The organism is Caballeronia ptereochthonis, from assembly GCF_001545075.1.
Lineage (GTDB): Bacteria > Pseudomonadota > Gammaproteobacteria > Burkholderiales > Burkholderiaceae > Caballeronia > Caballeronia ptereochthonis.
The window spans coordinates 105,061-122,391 of sequence record NZ_FCOB02000005.1 but is presented as its reverse complement, the minus strand read 5'-3'; the positions used below and the strand labels follow the sequence as shown (position 1 = coordinate 122,391).

Here is a 17,331-nt window from a genome sequence, read left to right as displayed (position 1 = left end):
ATGTCCACTCCTTCCACAACCTTCGACAAACCGCCGCGCGAGTCGCTCGCCCAAGCCTTCGCTGTCTGGGCGCGCACCGACGGCCTCGCGTGGGTCTACATCTTCAAGGCCGTGCTCGCGGCGCTGCTGTCGCTCTGGATCGCGATGCGCCTCGACATGCAGCAGCCGCGCACCGCGATGACCACCGTGTTCGTCGTCATGCAGCCGCAAAGCGGCATGGTGCTGGCCAAGAGCTTCTACCGCTTCTGCGGCACGATGGTGGGTCTCGTGGTAATGATGATCCTCATCAGCCTGTTCTCGCAGCAGCCGGTGCTGTTCCTCTCGGCGACCGCGCTCTGGGTCGGCGTCTGCACGGCGGGCGCGGCGCGCAACCGCAATTTCCGCTCGTACGGTTTCGTGCTCGCGGGCTACACGGCCGCGCTGATCGGCATACCGGCCGCGCAGCATCCGGAAGGCGCGTATCTCTCGGCGCTCACGCGCGTCGGCGAAGTGACGCTCGGCATCGTGTGCGCGGGCGCCGTGAGCGCGCTCGTCTTTCCGCAACATGCGGGCGAGCAGGTCCGCGCAACGGTCAGGCGCGGCTTCACGCAGTTCGTCGATTACGTGTGCCGCGCGCTCTCCGGCAACATGGAGCGTTCGCAGATCGAGCGGACCAATCTCGCGTTCGTGTCGGACATCGTCGGCTTCGAGGCCGCGCGCAGCGTCGCGGTATTCGAGAATCCCGAGTCGCGCATGCGCGGCGGCCGGCTCGCGCGCCTGAACAGCGAGTTCATGAGCGCGTCCACGCGCTTTCACGCGCTGCATCAGTTGATGAACCGGCTGCGCGAGAATGGGTCGGTCACGACCATCGCCGCACTCGAACCGTTCTTCCGTGAAGTGCCGCCGCTTTTCTCGATCGCGGGCGAACCCGTGCGCAACGCCGCCGATGCCGCGCACGCCGCCGCGCAGCTGCGCGGGTACAAGGCGGCCCTGCCGAGGCGCGTGCGCGCGGCCCGCGCCGCGCTCGAGGCGAATCCGGACTTCGTGCTGCTGGAGTTCGATACCGCGGCGGAACTGCTGTACCGCTTCGTCGACGACATGCTCGCGTACGCCGAAACCTATGCGTCGCTGACGTCGCCCTCGCACGCGCGCGAGCGCTGGGTCGCGCGCTACGTGCCGAAGACCAACATGTTCGCCGCGGCCATCTCCGGGCTGCGCGGCGCGGTCGTGATGTTCATTCTCTCCGCGTTCTGGATCGGGACCGCGTGGCCGAGCGGCGGCACGATGGTGCTCAACGCGGCCGCCGTGTGCGCGCTCGCGTCGTCGTCGCCGCGCCCGACGCTCATGTCCGCGCAAATGGCGATCGGCACGATGCTCGCGGCCGTCATCGGGATGATCGTCGTGTTCGGCGTGTTTCCCCACATCGACGGCTTCGCGCTGATGTGCGCCGCGCTCGCGCCCGCGCTGCTGCTCGGCGCGTATCTCAGCACGCGGAGCGCGCTCGCGGGCGTGGGCGTAGGCTTCTGCATCTTCTTCTGCTTTCTCGCGGGGCCGGACAATCTCGTCCACTACGATCCGACCGGCTTCATGAACGATGCGCTCGCGCTCGTGCTGTCGATGATCGTCGCGGCGATCGCCTTCGCCGTGCTGCTGCCGACCGATGCGCCGTGGCTGCGGCATCTCCTGCTCGGCGACTTGCGCCGCGAGGTGGTGAGCGCGCGCCGCGGACGTCTCGCCCGCCTCAAGACGCACTTCGAGAGCCGCACGCGCGACCTGCTTTCGCAGATCAACGCGCTCGCGGGCGGCCGTCCCGATCTGCAACGCGACGCGCTGCAGTGGCTCTTCGCCGTGCTCGAGTTCGGCAATGCGGTCATCGACCTGCGGCACGAGATCGCCGGGCTGCCGAGCACGCCGCACCATGCCGCGTCGATGCCGTGGCGCCGCTCGGTCGACGCGACGCTCGATGCCGTCGCGCGGCTCTTCGATCGCCCGAAGGCCGCGCGCTTCGACGCCGCCCTCGCGGCGACCGGGCGCGCGATCGGCCACACCCAGGACCTGCTTGCCCGGCTCGGCCCGCCGCGCGAGGAAAGACACCGGCTGCAGCGCATCGTGAGTCACCTGCATTTCATCCGGGCCGCGCTGCTCGATCACGAATCACCGTTCGCGCAGTTCGCGCCTGCCCGGAACCCAACGACCGAAGGAGCGCCCCATGCTGCCGCGTAACGTCGCGATCCTCGAAGCCTATGTGCCGACCATCCTGTTGCTGTTCATCGCCGGCGCGATGATCACCTGGATCGTCGACCGCCTGCTCGCGCTGACCGGCCTCTATCGCGTGGTCTGGCATCCCGCGCTGTTTCGCGCGAGCCTGCTCGTCTGCATCTGCGGGACGCTCGGGCTCGTCGCGTATCGCTGAGCAGTATCACATTCATACAAGCTGAAAAAGAGTTGCATCATGATTCTCAGGAAAATCATCGGCCTTGTCTTGACGATCGCCATCTTCGCCGCCGCGCTCATCATCGGGCGCGTGCTGTGGGTGCACTACATGGACGAGCCATGGACGCGCGACGGCCGCGTGCGCGCGGACGTCGTCAACGTGGCGCCGGACGTGTCGGGCGCGGTCGTACAGTTGCCGGTCCGCGACAACCAGCTCGTGAAGAAAGGCGATCTGCTGATGGAGATTGATCCGTCGCACTATCAGATCGCGGTCGAGCAGGCGCAGGCGAACGTCGCGGCGCGCGCGGCCGAGCTGCGCATGCGCCGTGCGGACGCCGCGCGCCGGGCCGACATGGACAGTCTCGTCGTGTCGAAGGAAGCGCGCGAGAACGCGCTGCAGACCGCATCGACCGCCGAGGCGCAGTTGCAGCAGGCGCAGGCGGCGCTCGATGCCGCGAAGCTCAACCTCGAGCGCACGAAGGTGTACTCGCCGGTGGACGGCTACGTGACCAACCTGAACGTGTTCCGCGGCGACTATGCGACGGCGGGCGCGGCGAAGCTCGCGATCGTCGACAGTCACTCGTTCTGGGTGTACGGCTACTTCGAGGAAACCAAGCTGCCGCACGTGCGCGTGGGCGACAAGGCGTCGATTCGGCTGATGAGCGGCGGCGAGCTGAAGGGGCACGTGGAGAGCATTTCGCGCGGCATCTATGATCGCGACAATCCGCAAAGCCGCGAGCTGCTCGCGGACGTGAACCCGACCTTCAACTGGGTGCGGCTCGCGCAGCGCGTGCCGGTGCGGGTGCATATCGACGAAGTGCCGGATGGCGTGCTGCTGAGTGCAGGGACGACGGCGACCGTGGTGATTGCGCCGTCGATGTAGCCGCGGGAGGCACGTTCATGCATCGATCAATGCGGGAATTCCGGCGACGAGCGCATCGATCGCGCAGCGCGTTTTCGAAGGCATGTAGCGCGTCTGCGGCCAGACTACGTTGATCTCCTGCGGCGGCAGGCTGCACTGGCCGCGGACCAGCACGAGCTCACCGGTTTTCAGATAGCGCGCGAGCAGCCATGACGGGATGCGCGCAAGCCCGAAGCCCGCCACCGCGGCGGAAGCGATGGCCTGCACGTCGTCCAGGCTCACCCGCGCGCGAATGTCGACGCGCTTCACCCGCCCTTCTTCGTCGCGCAGATCCCACGGCAGGAGCATGCCCGCGCGCGAATACACGACGCCGGCGTGGCCGTTCAGGTCGTCGAGCGTATCTGGCGTGCCGTGACGCGCCAGATACGCCGGCGACGCGCAGATGCAGGTGTGCTGCACGCCGAGGCGCCGCGCCGCGAGACTCGCGCTGTCCCGCAGTTCGCCGATGCGAACGGCGAGATCGAAGCCCTCGTCCACGAGATCGACCATCCGGTCGGTGAACGACATGTCGATCTGCAATTGCGGATGCGCTTGCACCAGATCCATCAGCACGGGCGCGGCGCACAACTGGCCGAAGGCGAGCGGCAGACTCACCCGCAGGCGCCCGCGCGGCATGCGGCGGCCGCCGTCAAGCTCGGCCTCGGCGGCGTCGAGTTCGGTCAGCGCGCGCACGCAGCGCTCGTAGTACGCCTGGCCGTCCTCGGTGAGGCTTTGGCTGCGCGTCGTGCGATGGATCAGGCGCACGCCCAGGCGTGTCTCCAGGCGTGCAATGATCTTCCCCACGGCCGAACGCGTGAGGTTCAGCCGATCGGCGGCGAGCGCGAAGCTGCCCGCCTCCACGACCTGCACGAACGTCTCCACGCCGTTTAGCCGCTCATTCATCGCCTTGTCTCATTGGTTCCATAGCAGACACATTCATCCGATTTCAGCGCGCCAATCGGGACCACCATTCCCGATATATTAAGCGCTCTTCCTCATTTCGCGCTTGCCGACATGCCTTTCTCTCCTCCGCGCAAGAACACGCTTGCCCTGCTGGCCGCCTGTCTGTCGTCCCTCATGTTCGGTCTCGAGATATCCAGCGTTCCCGCCATCCTGCCGGCGCTCGAACAGGTATTGCACGGAGGCTTCAAGGACATCCAGTGGGTCATGAACGCCTATACGATCGCCTGCACCACCGTGCTGATGGCGACGGGCACATTCGCCGACCGCTTCGGCCGCAGGCGCGTGTTCATGATCAGCATCGCCCTGTTCGGCATCACGTCCTTGCTGTGCGGACTGGCGTCGACCATGGCCGTGCTGATTGCCGGCCGTGCCCTGCAAGGCGCGAGCGGCGGCGCGATGCTGATCTGCCAGGTCGCCGTGCTGTCGCATCAGTTTCAGCAGGGACGTGCGCGCGTCAGGGCGTTCGCCGCGTGGGGCATCATTTTCGGCATCGGGCTTGGGTTCGGTCCGATCATCGGCAGCGCGATGGCCGCGCTCGCCGGCTGGCAATGGGTCTTTCTCGTGCACGCACCGCTCGCGCTGGCGACACTCGCGCTCGCGCTCGCGGGCGTCGGCGAATCGCGCGATCCGCATGCGCAAAGACTCGATGCATGGGGCGTCGTGACCTTGTCGCTCGCCGTGTTCGGTCTGGCCTTCTACATCACTCAGTGCCCGGATCTGGGGTTCACCAGTCCAGGCGCGCTCGGCATCGTCGCCGCGAGCGCGCTCTGCCTGAGCGCGTTCGTCATCGCCGAAAACCTGAGCCCCCATCCGATGTTCGACTTTTCCGTATTCCGCATCCGCAATTTCTCGGGCGCGCTCATCGGATCGGCGGCCATGAACTTCAGCTTCTGGCCGTTCATGATCTATCTGCCCGTGTACTTCCACGAGGCGCTCGGCTACGGCGACGTCGGCGCGGGCCTCGCGCTGCTCGCCTATACGCTGCCTACGCTGATCGTGCCGCCCGTGGCGGAGCGGCTCGCGCATCGCTATCGTCCCGGCTATGTCATACCGGGCGGATTGTTCACCATCGGGCTGGGCTTCTTTCTGATGCGCGCGGGCAGCGGCGCGGAACACGCCAGCTGGCTGACGATGCTGCCCGGCTGCGTCGTCGCGGGCATCGGGCTCGGTCTCACCAACACCACCGTCACGAATACGACGACGGGTGCCGTGTCGAGCGCGCGGGCAGGCATGGCCTCGGGCATCGACATGAGCGCGAGAATGATCGCCCTCGCGATCAACATCGCGCTGATGGGGTTCATTCTCGGGGCAGGCATCGAGGCGTTTCTGATGCGCACGCCAGCGGGCGGGCACGACGCGACGCAACTCCATGCGCTCGGGGAAGCCCTTGCCGCCGGGCACGCCGTCCCGCTCGATCATGCCGTGGCGCACGATGCGCTCGTGCATGGCTTCGGCTGGGTCCTGCTTTATGGAGGGGCTGCGGTGTGGGCGCTTGCGGCGCTGAGTTTCATCGTGTTCGGCGCGACGGGAAGGGTCGCAAGTACCGCGGCCGACACCTGACATGCCGGCACCGGAGCGCCGGCGACGGACGCCTGAGAACCCCGATCACAATTGTGATATTGGTGATGCAAAGCCAGGTGGCCCGGGACGCGGCTGACTCAATCGGAGGATGCGATGAAACGAGGACCGTTCAGCGAGGCGGGCCGCAGACGGCGCCGACTGTTCCTGAGCAAGGCGCATGTCGGACTTGCCGCCGCCGGAACATTGGCCGCCTGCGTCGGAATCGGCATCGCGATCAACGGCGGCCTGGAATTCAATCGAACGAAAGTCCTGGTGGGCGTCGGGATAATCGCCGTCTCCACCGTTCTCTATATTTCGATGCTGTTCGTCCAGGACGAACCGTCGCCGCCGGATCAGTAAGCGATCCGCTTCAGCACACGCGCCGCGCCCGCGCCGGCTTTCGCCGGAGCGGGCGCGGCTGGCGCATCTACGGCGTTACTTCAGCACCACCTTCACGTCGAAGTACTTCGCGGCGAAGCGATCGATGGTCCCGTCGTCCTTCAGTTCCTTCAGCGCGCGATTGAGCGCTTCCTGGAGCGCCTTGTCGTTCTTGCGCACGCCGAAGCCCACGCCGGAGCCGAGCAGCTTGTCATCCGTGACGGCCGGGCCCGCGAAGGCGAAACCCGCGCCCTGCGGCTGCTTCAGAAAACCCTTCGACGCCGCCTCGGCATCCTGAAACGCCGCATCCAGACGGCCCGACGCCAGATCGGCGTAGATCTGGTCCTGCGCCTGATACGACTCGACGTCGATGCCCGCGGGCGCCCACTTCGCCTTCGCGTACGTCTCCTGGATCGAGCCCTGCAGCACGCCCACGCGCTTGCCCTTCAGCCCGTCGACGGTCGGCTGGATCGCGCTGCCCTTCTTCGCGATCAGCTGGTTGGGGATCGTGTAGATCGGATCGGTGAAGTCGACGGCGAGCTTGCGCTTGTCGGTGATCGTCATGTCCGAGTTGATGCCGTCGAACTTGCGCGCCTGCAAGGCGGGAATCAGCCCATCGAACGAGTTCTCGACCCATACGCACTTCATTTTCAGCTTCGCGCACACCGCATTGCCGATGTCGATATCGAAGCCCATCAGCTCGCCGCTCGGCGATTTCGATTCGAACGGTGCGTAAGACGCCTCGACGCCGAAGCGCAGTTCCTTCATGTTATCGGCCGCCTGCGCGTTCAGCGTGGCGATGCCCGTGGCAATCGTGGCGCCCAGCACCGCGAATGCGGCGAGCTTGCGGCTGATCCTATGCGAATTCATCAACTTCCCTCTCCTTCCATTGCAGTTCGATACACGTGTCCTGATGCGGCTCATTGCAGCCCGTGAAGCATCGCGGCACAAAAATCCACGCTCAAACCCGGGGCCGCGAATTGATGCATCGCATCAAACACTGGGGCGCGATTGTAGCGCGCGCGAACCCCGCGACGCCCGAGGCGCGCGGCGAACGCGAGGCCCCGGCGCATGAACGAACTGAGAAAGTGATTTGGCAAACCGGTGTCGCGCTCATGCAAGTGTGTGACTCGCGTGAGCGGATGAAGAAAGTGTCAGTGTCAGCCGAGCGATTCGAGCGTCGCGTCGGTGGTATCGACGACCATCAGTCCGGCGCGCAAACCCGGCTTCACCTTCGGATTCGGGAACACGATGCGCTCTTCGTCGTGCGACACGCGATAGCGATAATCGCCGTCGCGCGCCAGTTCGGTGCCCGCGGGGAACGCGGTGAAGTTGGGCACGTCGCTCGCGACGTTCAGAATGAAGTGCTCGCTGTGCTTGTCGATCTGCGCGACGACGGTGAACACACGCAGCGGCGCGCTTTCGGCCGCTGGCTCTCCCGCGATCAGACGGCGCAACGCCGCATCCGATGCCGCGAAACGCGCGAGATCGTTCTGGCCGAACGGCCGCACCTTGCCGAGTTCCAGCGTGCACGCGAGCGCGCCCGCCGCCTGCGCCGTGAAGTGCGTGAACGTGTTGCCCTTCTCCCGATGCAGCAGCACCGCCTGCAGGCGGGCATCGCGCAGCCAGTCGAACATCGCGCGTGCGAGCGGCTCGCCCGTGTGCGGCAGCAACGCGAACTGCTCGAACACCGACGCGCGAATCGCCGTGTGCATGTCGATGTGCCACTTCGGATGCGCGGCGTCATCGAAGAATCGCAACGCGGCGTTTTCCAGTTCGGCGGCGCGCGGCGCTTCGCGGCTATCGCGCAGACTCGTGTGGCGGCCGCTGAAGAGGCGATTGAGATCGTCGTCGATATAACGGTCGCCCGCGCGCATCGCGCGGATGTTGCCGAGGATCACGAGCACGCGCGCGGCGAGCGGGGCGCGGCCATTGCCGATATCGGCGACCAGACGCGACAGCATCTCGATGGGCGCGGTTTCATCGCCATGAACGCCCGCGGATGCGAGCACGCTCGATGTCGGCGCTCGTGCGGGTTCCAGCAACAGCACACCCTCGCCCTGCCACGTCCAGCGCACGCCCGAAGGCGCGGTTCCGGAGCTCGCCGCCGGACGCTCGCCCGCGAGCGTGAATGCGAGGAAGTCTTCGAGCAGACGTGTATCAGCGCTGGAAGTCATACACGGCACCAAGTCCGAGAAGGGTCGTCAGTTCGTCGAGCGCGGCGCGCGATTCGTCGAGCAGCTTCGGGTCGGCGAGATCCGCGGGAGAGAGACGGTCGCGATAGTGCGTGTCGATCCACGCATCGAGTTGCGTGAACAGCGCGTCGTTCATCCACACGCGCGCATTGACCGCGGCGCGCTCGGCCTCGTTCAGCACGACGCGCAGGCGCAGGCAAGCCGGACCGCCGCCGTTCTTCATGCTTTCGCGCAGATCGAAGACGAGCACTTCGTCGATCGGTGTCGCACGCGAGGCGAGCGAATCGAGATACGCCGCCACGCGCGCGTTCTCGCGGCACTCCTGCGGCACGACGAGCACCTGACGTCCGTCCGCGCTCGAAAGCAACTGGCTGTTGAAGAGATACGACGAAACCGCGTCTGCCACGCTCACTTCGCTTTCCGGCACTTCGAGCGCGGCAAACGGCGAGCCATGCGCTTCGAGCTTCGCACGCAGCTCGTCGTAGACCTTGTGCTGGTCGACGAACGCGCGCTCGTGGCAAAAGAGCGTCGTGCGATTGCCGACCGCGATCACGTCGTTGTGAAACACGCCGGCATCGATCACTTCGGGCGACTGTTGCGCGAACACGGTCGCATCGTCGGCGAGGCCGTGCAGACGCGCGACCGCGCGGCTCGCCTCGAGCGTCTGGCGCGCGGGATAGCGCTGCGGCTGCGGGCCTTGGCCGTACTCGCTGCGCCCATAGACGAAGAACTCGACGCCCTTTTCGCCGTACTCGCGAGCGAAGCGCGTATGGTTGGCCGCGCCTTCGTCGCCGAGCGCGGGCGTGCCGGGCAGCGCATGATGAATGCGAAAGCGCGCTTCATCGGCGAAGATCGCGGCGAGCGAGCGGCGCGTTTCGCCATGCTCGATCGCGCGATGCAGCTTCGCGGCGAGATTCGCGGGCGTGAAATGCACGCGGCCGTCTTCCGTATCCGCCGACGGGCTGACGGTCGCGGCATTCGCCGTCCACATCGCCGACGCCGAGCTTGCCGCCGCGAGCAGCTCGGGCGCTTCACGCGCGGCGCGCGCGATCACGGTGGCGTCGTCGCCGCTGAAGCCGACATCGCGCAACAGCCTGAGCGACGGCCGTTCGAGCGGCGGCAGCACGCCCTGATCAAAGCCGAGATCCGCGAGCCGCTTCATCTTGCGCAAGCCCTGCTTCGCCGCGGCCTTCGGATTGGCCACCGACTTCTCGTTGTTGCGCGACGCGACGTTGCCGAACGAGAGTCCCGCGTAGTTGTGCGTCGGGCCGACCAGCCCGTCGAAGTTCGCCTCGTTTGCTTTCGATGCCTGCATATGCAATCCCGCTTGTCAGAACGTAAGGCCCGGCGACACGCTCGCCGGCATCTGCAATTGCGCGCTTTCGACGGAGGCCATCGGGTACGAGCAATAGTCCGCCGCGTAATACGCGCTCGGCCGCTGATTGCCCGAACGCCCGATGCCGCCGAACGGCGCGGCCGACGATGCGCCGTTGGTCGGCCGGTTCCAGTTGACGATGCCCGCGCGAATCGTGCGCTGGAAGTGCTTCCATGCGGATTCGTCGTCGGCGAGCAGGCCGGCGGAGAGGCCGTAGGCGGTGTCGTTGGCGCGCTCGATGGCGTCGTCGAAAGTCCGGTAGCGCGTGACCTGCACCATCGGCCCGAAATGTTCCTCGTCGGGAACGTCGCGGGCGCCGGTCACGTCGAGAATCGCGGGCGAAACGAAACCGAGGTTCGCCGCGCGCTGCTTCATCTCGAGCACGGGCGCCGCGCCCGCTTCGATCAGGCGCGCCTGCGCATCGACGAGACGCGCCGCCGCGCGCGCCGAAATCACGGCGCCCATGTACGGCTGCGGTTCGTCGTCATACTTGCCGATGCCGATGTTCGCGCTCACCTCGGTGAGACGCTGCATGAAGCGCTCGCCGAAGGCATCGTCGGGAACGAAGAGACGCCGCGCGCAGGTGCAACGCTGCCCCGCCGAGAGAAACGCCGACTGAATCGTGTGATGCACGGCGGCGTCGATGTCGTCCACCCGCGCGACGACGAGCGGATTGTTGCCGCCCATCTCCAGCGCGAGCACGATCTCCGGGCGCCCGCCGAATTGCCTGTGGAGCAGCGTGCCCGTGTCCGAGCTGCCGGTGAAGAACAGCCCGTCGATCTGCCGATGATTCGCGAGCGCCACGCCCGTGTCCTTTTCGCCCTGCACGAGATTGAGCACGCCCGCGGGCAGCCCGGCCTGAATCCACAGCGCGACGGTCGCGGCCGCGACGCCGGGCGCGAGCTCGGACGGCTTGAACACCACCGCGTTGCCCGCGATCAGCGCGGGCACGATATGCCCGTTCGGCAGATGCCCCGGGAAGTTGTAAGGCCCGAACACCGCGACGACGCCATGCGGCCGGTGCCGCAGCACCGCGACGCCATCGGCCATCGGCGCGCGCTTCTCGCCGGTGCGCTCGTGATATGCCTGCACCGAGATATCGACTTTCGCGGCCATCGACGCGACTTCCGTGCGCGCTTCCCACAGCGGCTTGCCGGTCTCGCGGCCGATGGCATGCGCGAGCGCTTCCTTGTTCTCGTTGAGCAGCGCGGCGAAGCGCTTCGCGATCGCGACACGCTCATCGAACGCAAGCGCGGACCAGGAAGCGAACGCGCGCCGCGCCGACGACACAGCGCGGTCCACGTCTTCAGTGGACGCGCTCCTGCCTTGCCAGACGGTTTGATCGGTGCCCGGATTGCGCGATGCGAACGCCGTGCCCTTCCCTTCCTGCCAGTCACCGCCGATATACAACTGGTTCGAAATATCCATGTCGTGTCTCTTGTCTTTCGCCCTTCTATTTCGCGCGCGGATATGAGCTCAGCACGCGCACGTTATCGCCTTCCTTCACGCGCAGCGCGGCAGCTTCTTCCGCGGTCAGCAGGAACGTGCCGTTCTCGACCGCGCCCGTCGTCGCGCCGCAGCGGAAGTCCTCGAGCAGCGTGTTCGATACGAGGCTCCTCGCGTCGCCGTCGTTCTGTGCCCGCTCGCCGATGCGCACGCTCGCCAGCACACTCTCGCGCACCGTGCGCAAGTCCGCGACGTGACATTCGAGCACCGGACCCGCGTCAAAGATATCGACGTGGTTCTCGTAACGCAGCCCTTCGGCTTCGAGCATCTTGCGCGCGGGCGCAGTGTCCCTGTGGGTGATGCCGACCGCGCGTTGCGCGGCATCGGGCAGCAGGTCGAGGTACACCGGATAGCGCGGCATCAACTCGGCGACGAAGGACTTCTTGCCGTGCGAGCTGAGGTAATCCGCTTCGTTGAAATCGATCTGATAGAAGTGCGAGCCGACCGCATTCCAGAACGGCGACTCGCCGTTGTCGTCGAAATGGCCGCGCAATTCCGCGCACAGGCGCTGCGGAAAGCGATCCGTGAACTGCGCGATGAACATGAAGCGCGAGCGCGAGAGCAATCCGCCCACGCCCGCCGTGCGATAGCGCGGGCTCAGAAACAGCGAGCACACTTCCGCGTAGCCCGTCAGATCGTGCGAGATGTTGAGCAGCGACATGCGCGTCCACACGCCCATGTCCTTGCTCGCATGCACGACCGTCGACACGCGATAGTTGTAGAACGGCTGCTCGAGACCCACCTCCGTTTCGATGCCGCACACGCCCGCGACATCGCCGGTCGCGGTGTCTTCCATCACGAAGAAATAGCCCGCCTCGAAGGGCTCGGCGTCGCCACTGAGCGTGCGGCGCGCACGCTCGACGCGCGCGGCGAGCGCCCCGCGATCGGGCTTGAACGTGGTGAGCCCCGGACCCGTTTCCTGGGCGAGCGCGACGAGCGCGTCGACATCTCCCGGCTGCGTGCAACGCACGACGATCATTGCAATTCTCCCGAAGCCTGATGCAACGGCACGCAGCGCACCGTGTCCTTCTCCTGCACGCCGAGCGCATCGCGCGCGGCGGCGGTCAGTGCGGCGCCGTCGGCGCGCGTCCCGGCGAGGCCGGTCACGATGCAGCGGAAAGCGTGCGCGCCGCCCGCCGCGACGAGATACGGCGCACCGCTTTCCGAGGCGATATCCCGCACCGTGCGCAGTTCGCTCGAACTTGCCGACGCGCTCTTGTCGACGGCGATCGTCAATACCGGACCCGCATCGAAGATATCGACGTAGCGGTCCGGCTCGAAGCCTTCTTCGAGATGAATGTCGTAGGCGAGCAGCGTGCTCGCGTTCGGCTCGCCCAGCACGCGCTGCGCCTCGCCGGGCAGCAGCGGCACGTAGAGCGGATAGCTCGGCATGACCTCGGCGATGAACGTGCGGCTGCGTCCGCCCGATTCGAGCTCCACCTGCTCGAAGTCGCGGCCGAAGAACTTGCGGCCGACGGCTTCCCAGAACGGCGACACGCCGGAATCGTCGGTGACGCCGAGCATCAGCGAGAAGACTTCGCTCGAGAAGCGCTTGCGGTTCGCGGCGATGTAGATCATGCGCGCGCGCGACAGCAGATGCGCCGCCGCTTCGCCATCGCCCGTGCGCAGCGACGGATCGACATAAAAGCCCGTCAGGCGGCTCTTGCCCGTCAGCTCGTGCGACATCGTGAGCGCGTGAATCTTGCGGTTCACCTTGAGCTCGCGCGACGCGTGAATCAGCGCGTCGTTGCGAAATGCGTAGAACGGCTCGGAATAACCCGCCGACGCGACGATGCTCGACGTGCCGAGCAGCCGGCCCGTCTGCGCGTCTTCGAGCACGAAGAGATAGAACTCCTCGCCTGGGAATTCCACTTCGGCGCGAAACGAGTCTTCCGAGAGCGCGACGCGCGTTTCCAGCGCGCGCCGGTCGTGCGGCAGCGAGTGCAGCACGGGTTGTGCCGCGCGCGCCATCCGTTGCAGCTCGTCGAGATCGGAGAGTCTTGCGGGACGAACGAAGAGCATCGTCGGTTCCTGTTAGCGAAAGATCAACGCGCGACGGCGTTGGCGCCGACGACCTGCTCGATCGCCTTCCCGATGCGCGCGAAGCCTTCGTCGAGATCGGCCATCGGCATGATGAGCGACGGCGCGAAGCGCAGCACGTTCGGCCCGGCGATCAGCATGATGACGCCGTTGGCCGCCGCCGCGTTCAACACGTCCTTCGCGCGATCCTTGTAGGCGTCGTTCAGTTCCGCGCCGATCAGCAGGCCGCGGCCGCGAATCTCCTTGAACATGCCGAAGCGCTCGTTGATGCGCTCCAAATGTGCCTTGATCGCCTTGCTGCGCTCGTTCACGCCTGCGAGCAGCTGCGGGTCGCTGACGAGCTCGACGACCTTCTCCGCGATCGACGCGCCCAGCGGATTGCCGCCGTAAGTCGTGCCATGAACGCCGACCTTGAAGTGCGCGGCGATTTCGTTCGTCGTGAGCATCGCGCCGATCGGGAAGCCGTTGCCGAGCGCCTTCGCGCTCGTCAGGATGTCGGGCGTCACGCCGTACTGCATGTAGGCGTAGAACGTGCCCGTGCGGCCGACGCCCGTCTGCACTTCGTCGAAAATGAGCAGCGCGCCGTGCCTGTCGCACGCTTCGCGCAGGCCTTTCAGGAACGCGGGATCGGCCGGCAGCACGCCGCCTTCGCCCTGCACCGGCTCGACGATCACCGCGCAGGTCTTCGGGCCGATCGCCTCCAGCGCCTTCGGCAGGTCGTTGTACGGCAGATGACGGATGCCTTCCGGCTGCGGGCCGAAGCCTTCGGCGTACTTCGGCTGGCCGCCGACGCTCACCGTGAAGAACGTGCGGCCGTGGAACGACTGCGTAAACGAGATGATCTCGATCTTGTCCGGGCCGTGATTGTCGATCGCATAACGGCGCGCGAGCTTCAGCGCCGCCTCGTTCGCCTCCGCGCCCGAGTTCGCGAAGAACGCGCGGTCGGCGAAGGTCAGGTCCGTCAGGCGTTTCGCGAGGCGCAACACCGGCTCGTTGGTGTAGCCGTTGCCGATGTGCCAGAGCTTGTCGCCCTGCTCGTGCAGCACCTTCAGCAGTTCGGGATGTCCGTGGCCCAGGGCAGTCACCGCGATGCCGCCGGCGAAATCGACATAGTCCCGCCCTTCGGTGTCCCATACGCGCGAGCCGCGGCCCCGGTCAGGCACGAAATTGGCCGGCGCGAACACCGGAACCATTACTTCGTCGAACGTACCGCGATTCACATTGATGTCGGTCATGAGCCACTCCTCGTCAGGTTCGTGCATCAGTTCTTGCATTGTGTTCGATATTAGGCTTTTCGCCGGCGTTCCGTCTTGCGCGTTCGCGACATGCTTCGATGGGCTTTTTGCGTCGACTCGCACCGCTTCAGCGTGCATCCGGCGGCTCGATCAGCGCACCGCCGCGCGGCTCGTCGATGGCGCCCCGCTGCTTTTCGATCCAGTTGCGGCGCTCCTCGCGCGGCGTCACGCCGAAGCGGTCGCGATACGCATTCGAGAAATGCGCGGCCGACGAAAACCCGCACGCGAGGCCGATCTGCACGACCGACTTGCTCGTGCGCTGCAATTGCGTGCGCGCCTTGGTGAGCCGCAGATTGAGGTAGTACTTCGACGGCATCGCGCCGAGATACTGACGAAACAGCCGCTCCAGCTGCCGTCGCGAAATGCCGACGAGACTTGCGATCTCGTCGGTGGCGAGCGGGTCTTCGATGTTCGCCTCCATCAGCTGCAACGCGTCGTTCAGGCGCGGATGCCGCTCGCCGGGCGCGGTGACGAACGGAATGCGCTGGCGCTCCGTGCCCGCGCGCAAGACGCCGATGCCGAGCGAATCCGCGATGCGTTCCGCGAGATCCTGCCCGTGATCGCGCGCGATCATCGCGAGCATGAAGTCGACGCCCGCCTGCCCGCCGGAGCACGTGGCGCGGTCGCGGTCGATCTCGAAGATCTGCTGGCTGACGATCGCGCGCTCGAACTGCTCGGTGAATTGCTGATACGTCTCCCAGTTCACCGCGACGCGATATTGCGAGAGCTGCCCGGCCATCGCGAGCCACCACACGCCGTGATGAATGCCGGTGACGAGCGGCGTGCGGGGCGCCACGCGCGCGAGACTCGCGAGAAAGAGGCGATAGTCGGCGAACTGCTGATAGCGCTCGGAGACGACGATGAGCCAGTCGCAGCGCACGGCGTCGTTGAACGCGCAATCGGCGGGAAGTTGCGCGCCGCCCGAAAGCTGCACGGGACGGCCGTCCCAGGAGCAGATGCGCCACTCGTAGAGACGATGCCCGTCGATCTCGTTGGCGAGCGAAAGACTGTCGACGATCGGCCCGATGCCGCTCATCGATACCGGCGGCAGCGCGACGATCGCCACTTGCAGCGGCCCGCGCGCGGGACCCGACGTCACTCCCACGTTACTTGAGGCTGCCGGACAGGAACTGGCGCAGGCGTTCGCTCTTCGGCGCCGTGAGCACCTCCGAAGGCGCGCCCTCTTCTTCCGTGCGCCCCTGATGCAGGAACATCACGTGATTCGACACGTTGCGCGCGAAGCCCATCTCGTGCGTGACGACGATCATCGTGCGGCCCTCGTCGGCGAGCTTTTGCATCACCTTCAGCACTTCGCCGACGAGTTCGGGATCGAGCGCGGAAGTCGGCTCGTCGAAAAGCATGACATCGGGATGCATCGCGAGTGCGCGCGCGATCGCGACACGCTGCTGCTGCCCGCCCGACAGATGCGACGGATACTGCTTCTCGACGCGCGGCGCCAGGCCGACTTTCTCCAGATACGCGCGCGCGCGGTCCTCCGCCTCCTTCTTCGAGATGCCGAGCACGTGGATGGGCGCTTCCATCACGTTCTCGATGGCCGTCATGTGCGACCACAGGTTGAAGTGCTGGAACACCATCGCGAGCTTGGTGCGCACGCGCTGCAACTGCTTGTGATCCGCGACTTCGAGATTGCCGGCCTTGTCGGTCTTCGTGCGCACGGCTTCGCCGTCGACGATGATCTGCCCCGCGTTGGGCCGCTCGAGAAAGTTGATGCAGCGCAGAAACGTGCTCTTGCCCGAGCCGCTCGCGCCGATGATGCTGATCACGTCGCCCGCCTTCGCGGCGAGCGAGACGCCCTTCAGCACTTCGTTGTCGCCGTAGCGTTTGTGAATGTCCTCTGCGACGAGCTTGGTCGCGACGTCCTTGGCGGTTGGCTCCAACGCATTCTCCTCGGGTGATGACAGGGTTTGCTTCATCGTCTGCTGCATGGCTTCGAATTCTACCGCTCACGCGCGGCGGGCCGGACGCGCCGCGCCCGCGGGCCGCAGGTATGCGAGCCAGTGCTGCTCCGCGCGCCGGAATGCCGCGACGAGCGCGAACGAGATCGCCAGATACAGGAGCGCCGCAATGCCGAACGATTCGAACGACTGATAGGTCGCCGAGTTCGCGTCGCGCGCGACCTTCAGGATGTCCGGCACGGTCGCGGTGAAGGCGACCGTCGTCGCGTGCAGCATCAGGATCACTTCGTTGCTGTACAAAGGCAAGGCGCGGCGCAGCGCCGACGGCAGGATCACGCGGCGGTACATCGTGAACGTGCTCATGCCGTAGGCGCGCGCGGCTTCCACCTCGCCGTGCGGAATCGCGCGGATCGCGCCGGCGAAGATTTCCGTCGTGTAGGCGCAGGTGTTCAGCGCGAACGCGAGGATCGCGCAGTTGAAGCCGCTGCGAAAGAACGCCTCCAGCAGCGACTGCGTGCGCACGAATTCCAGGCTGTACATGCCCGTGTAGAGCAACAGCAGTTGCACGTAGAGCGGCGTGCCACGGAATACGTAGGTGTAGATGCGCACGGGCGTCGAGAGCCAGCGGTTTCTCGAGACGCGCGCGCATGCGAGCGGCACCGCCGCGCAAAAGCCCAGCGCGATCGAGGCCGCGAGCAGCCACAGGGTGACCACGAGGCCCGACGCGCGCATGCCGTCGGAGTACAGGAACGGGCGCCAGTATTCGGCGAAGATCTGGATCATGGTGTTC

Annotated in this window: 16 protein-coding genes; 5 read left to right on the top strand and 11 right to left on the bottom strand. The window is 66.3% G+C overall.

The genetic code is table 11. The features are described from left to right. From AWB83_RS06885 to AWB83_RS06875, 3 genes are read left to right on the top strand one after another with little or no spacing between them, the layout of a single operon-like run. The gene (locus AWB83_RS06885) at positions 1–2,202 is read left to right on the top strand and encodes an FUSC family protein (RefSeq protein ID WP_087043604.1); all 2,202 of its coding nucleotides are present in this window, start codon (positions 1–3) and stop codon (positions 2,200–2,202) included. Continuing rightward, positions 2,189–2,392 (top strand): DUF1656 domain-containing protein, encoded by a 204-nt coding sequence (locus tag AWB83_RS06880; protein ID WP_087043602.1) that lies wholly within the window; start codon positions 2,189–2,191, stop codon positions 2,390–2,392. Before AWB83_RS06885 ends, AWB83_RS06880 begins: the two co-directional genes overlap by 14 nt. 39 nt (positions 2,393–2,431) lie before the next feature. Continuing rightward, positions 2,432–3,295, top strand: a complete 864-nt coding sequence (locus tag AWB83_RS06875) for an efflux RND transporter periplasmic adaptor subunit (RefSeq protein WP_087043599.1) — start codon at positions 2,432–2,434, stop codon at positions 3,293–3,295. A 15-nt stretch (positions 3,296–3,310) separates the two neighbouring features. Here AWB83_RS06875 and AWB83_RS06870 read toward each other — a convergent pair whose 3' ends face one another. After that, complete coding sequence (locus tag AWB83_RS06870; protein ID WP_087043597.1) at positions 3,311–4,216, bottom strand: LysR family transcriptional regulator; 906 nt, start codon at positions 4,214–4,216, stop codon at positions 3,311–3,313. A 111-nt stretch (positions 4,217–4,327) separates the two neighbouring features. Between AWB83_RS06870 and AWB83_RS06865 the strand changes: the two genes are divergently transcribed. Together AWB83_RS06865 and AWB83_RS06860 are read left to right on the top strand one after the other, a co-directional pair. After that, a complete protein-coding gene (locus AWB83_RS06865; protein ID WP_087043595.1) occupies positions 4,328–5,836 on the top strand; it encodes an MFS transporter in 1,509 nt (502 codons plus the stop codon). Between the two features lie 114 nt (positions 5,837–5,950). Next, the gene (locus tag AWB83_RS06860; RefSeq protein ID WP_087043593.1) at positions 5,951–6,196 is read left to right on the top strand and encodes a hypothetical protein; all 246 of its coding nucleotides are present in this window, start codon (positions 5,951–5,953) and stop codon (positions 6,194–6,196) included. 75 nt (positions 6,197–6,271) lie between these two features. Here AWB83_RS06860 and AWB83_RS06855 read toward each other — a convergent pair whose 3' ends face one another. The 10 genes from AWB83_RS06855 to AWB83_RS06810 form a co-directional block, all read right to left on the bottom strand. Then, the gene (locus tag AWB83_RS06855; RefSeq protein ID WP_096059357.1) at positions 6,272–7,084 is read right to left on the bottom strand and encodes an ABC transporter substrate-binding protein; all 813 of its coding nucleotides are present in this window, start codon (positions 7,082–7,084) and stop codon (positions 6,272–6,274) included. Positions 7,085–7,374: 290 nt separating this feature from the next. Continuing rightward, a complete protein-coding gene (gene astE, locus AWB83_RS06850; protein ID WP_087043591.1) occupies positions 7,375–8,391 on the bottom strand; it encodes a succinylglutamate desuccinylase in 1,017 nt (338 codons plus the stop codon). Further along, entirely contained in the window at positions 8,375–9,724 is a 1,350-nt protein-coding gene (gene astB / locus AWB83_RS06845; RefSeq protein WP_087043589.1) for an N-succinylarginine dihydrolase, read from the bottom strand. Before astB ends, astE begins: the two co-directional genes overlap by 17 nt. Positions 9,725–9,739: 15 nt before the next feature. Continuing rightward, entirely contained in the window at positions 9,740–11,212 is a 1,473-nt protein-coding gene (gene astD / locus AWB83_RS06840) for a succinylglutamate-semialdehyde dehydrogenase (protein WP_087043587.1), read from the bottom strand. Positions 11,213–11,237: 25 nt separating this feature from the next. Beyond that, complete coding sequence (astA, locus tag AWB83_RS06835; RefSeq protein ID WP_087043585.1) at positions 11,238–12,269, bottom strand: arginine N-succinyltransferase; 1,032 nt, start codon at positions 12,267–12,269, stop codon at positions 11,238–11,240. Beyond that, on the bottom strand, positions 12,266–13,312 hold the full coding sequence (aruF, locus tag AWB83_RS06830; protein ID WP_087043583.1) for an arginine/ornithine succinyltransferase subunit alpha: 1,047 nt from the start codon (positions 13,310–13,312) through the stop codon (positions 12,266–12,268). Before aruF ends, astA begins: the two co-directional genes overlap by 4 nt. Positions 13,313–13,335: 23 nt before the next feature. Then, on the bottom strand, positions 13,336–14,565 hold the full coding sequence (locus AWB83_RS06825) for an aspartate aminotransferase family protein (protein ID WP_087043905.1): 1,230 nt from the start codon (positions 14,563–14,565) through the stop codon (positions 13,336–13,338). Between the two features lie 127 nt (positions 14,566–14,692). Beyond that, on the bottom strand, positions 14,693–15,661 hold the full coding sequence (locus AWB83_RS06820; RefSeq protein WP_244197616.1) for a GlxA family transcriptional regulator: 969 nt from the start codon (positions 15,659–15,661) through the stop codon (positions 14,693–14,695). Between the two features lie 70 nt (positions 15,662–15,731). Then, positions 15,732–16,559 (bottom strand): ABC transporter ATP-binding protein, encoded by an 828-nt coding sequence (locus AWB83_RS06815; protein ID WP_374729091.1) that lies wholly within the window; start codon positions 16,557–16,559, stop codon positions 15,732–15,734. Between the two features lie 30 nt (positions 16,560–16,589). Then, positions 16,590–17,324 carry an ABC transporter permease gene (locus tag AWB83_RS06810; protein WP_087043579.1) on the bottom strand — a complete coding sequence of 245 codons (735 nt, stop codon included), beginning with the start codon at positions 17,322–17,324 and terminating at the stop codon, positions 16,590–16,592. Positions 17,325–17,331 lie beyond the last annotated feature (7 nt).

Bases quoted from the DNA above. Each gene is read 5' to 3' on its own strand.
- AWB83_RS06885 (WP_087043604.1), top strand. From the start codon at position 1: ATGTCCACTCCTTCCACAACCTTCGACAAACCGCCGCGCGAGTCGCTC.
- AWB83_RS06880 (WP_087043602.1), top strand. From the start codon at position 2,189: ATGCTGCCGCGTAACGTCGCGATCCTCGAAGCCTATGTGCCGACCATC.
- AWB83_RS06875 (WP_087043599.1), top strand. From the start codon at position 2,432: ATGATTCTCAGGAAAATCATCGGCCTTGTCTTGACGATCGCCATCTTC.
- AWB83_RS06870 (WP_087043597.1), bottom strand. From the start codon at position 4,216: ATGAATGAGCGGCTAAACGGCGTGGAGACGTTCGTGCAGGTCGTGGAG.
- AWB83_RS06865 (WP_087043595.1), top strand. From the start codon at position 4,328: ATGCCTTTCTCTCCTCCGCGCAAGAACACGCTTGCCCTGCTGGCCGCC.
- AWB83_RS06860 (WP_087043593.1), top strand. From the start codon at position 5,951: ATGAAACGAGGACCGTTCAGCGAGGCGGGCCGCAGACGGCGCCGACTG.
- AWB83_RS06855 (WP_096059357.1), bottom strand. From the start codon at position 7,084: ATGAATTCGCATAGGATCAGCCGCAAGCTCGCCGCATTCGCGGTGCTG.
- astE (WP_087043591.1), bottom strand. From the start codon at position 8,391: ATGACTTCCAGCGCTGATACACGTCTGCTCGAAGACTTCCTCGCATTC.
- astB (WP_087043589.1), bottom strand. From the start codon at position 9,724: ATGCAGGCATCGAAAGCAAACGAGGCGAACTTCGACGGGCTGGTCGGC.
- astD (WP_087043587.1), bottom strand. From the start codon at position 11,212: ATGGATATTTCGAACCAGTTGTATATCGGCGGTGACTGGCAGGAAGGG.
- astA (WP_087043585.1), bottom strand. From the start codon at position 12,269: ATGATCGTCGTGCGTTGCACGCAGCCGGGAGATGTCGACGCGCTCGTC.
- aruF (WP_087043583.1), bottom strand. From the start codon at position 13,312: ATGCTCTTCGTTCGTCCCGCAAGACTCTCCGATCTCGACGAGCTGCAA.
- AWB83_RS06825 (WP_087043905.1), bottom strand. From the start codon at position 14,565: ATGACCGACATCAATGTGAATCGCGGTACGTTCGACGAAGTAATGGTT.
- AWB83_RS06820 (WP_244197616.1), bottom strand. From the start codon at position 15,661: ATGAGCGGCATCGGGCCGATCGTCGACAGTCTTTCGCTCGCCAACGAG.
- AWB83_RS06815 (WP_374729091.1), bottom strand. From the start codon at position 16,559: ATGAAGCAAACCCTGTCATCACCCGAGGAGAATGCGTTGGAGCCAACC.
- AWB83_RS06810 (WP_087043579.1), bottom strand. From the start codon at position 17,324: ATGATCCAGATCTTCGCCGAATACTGGCGCCCGTTCCTGTACTCCGAC.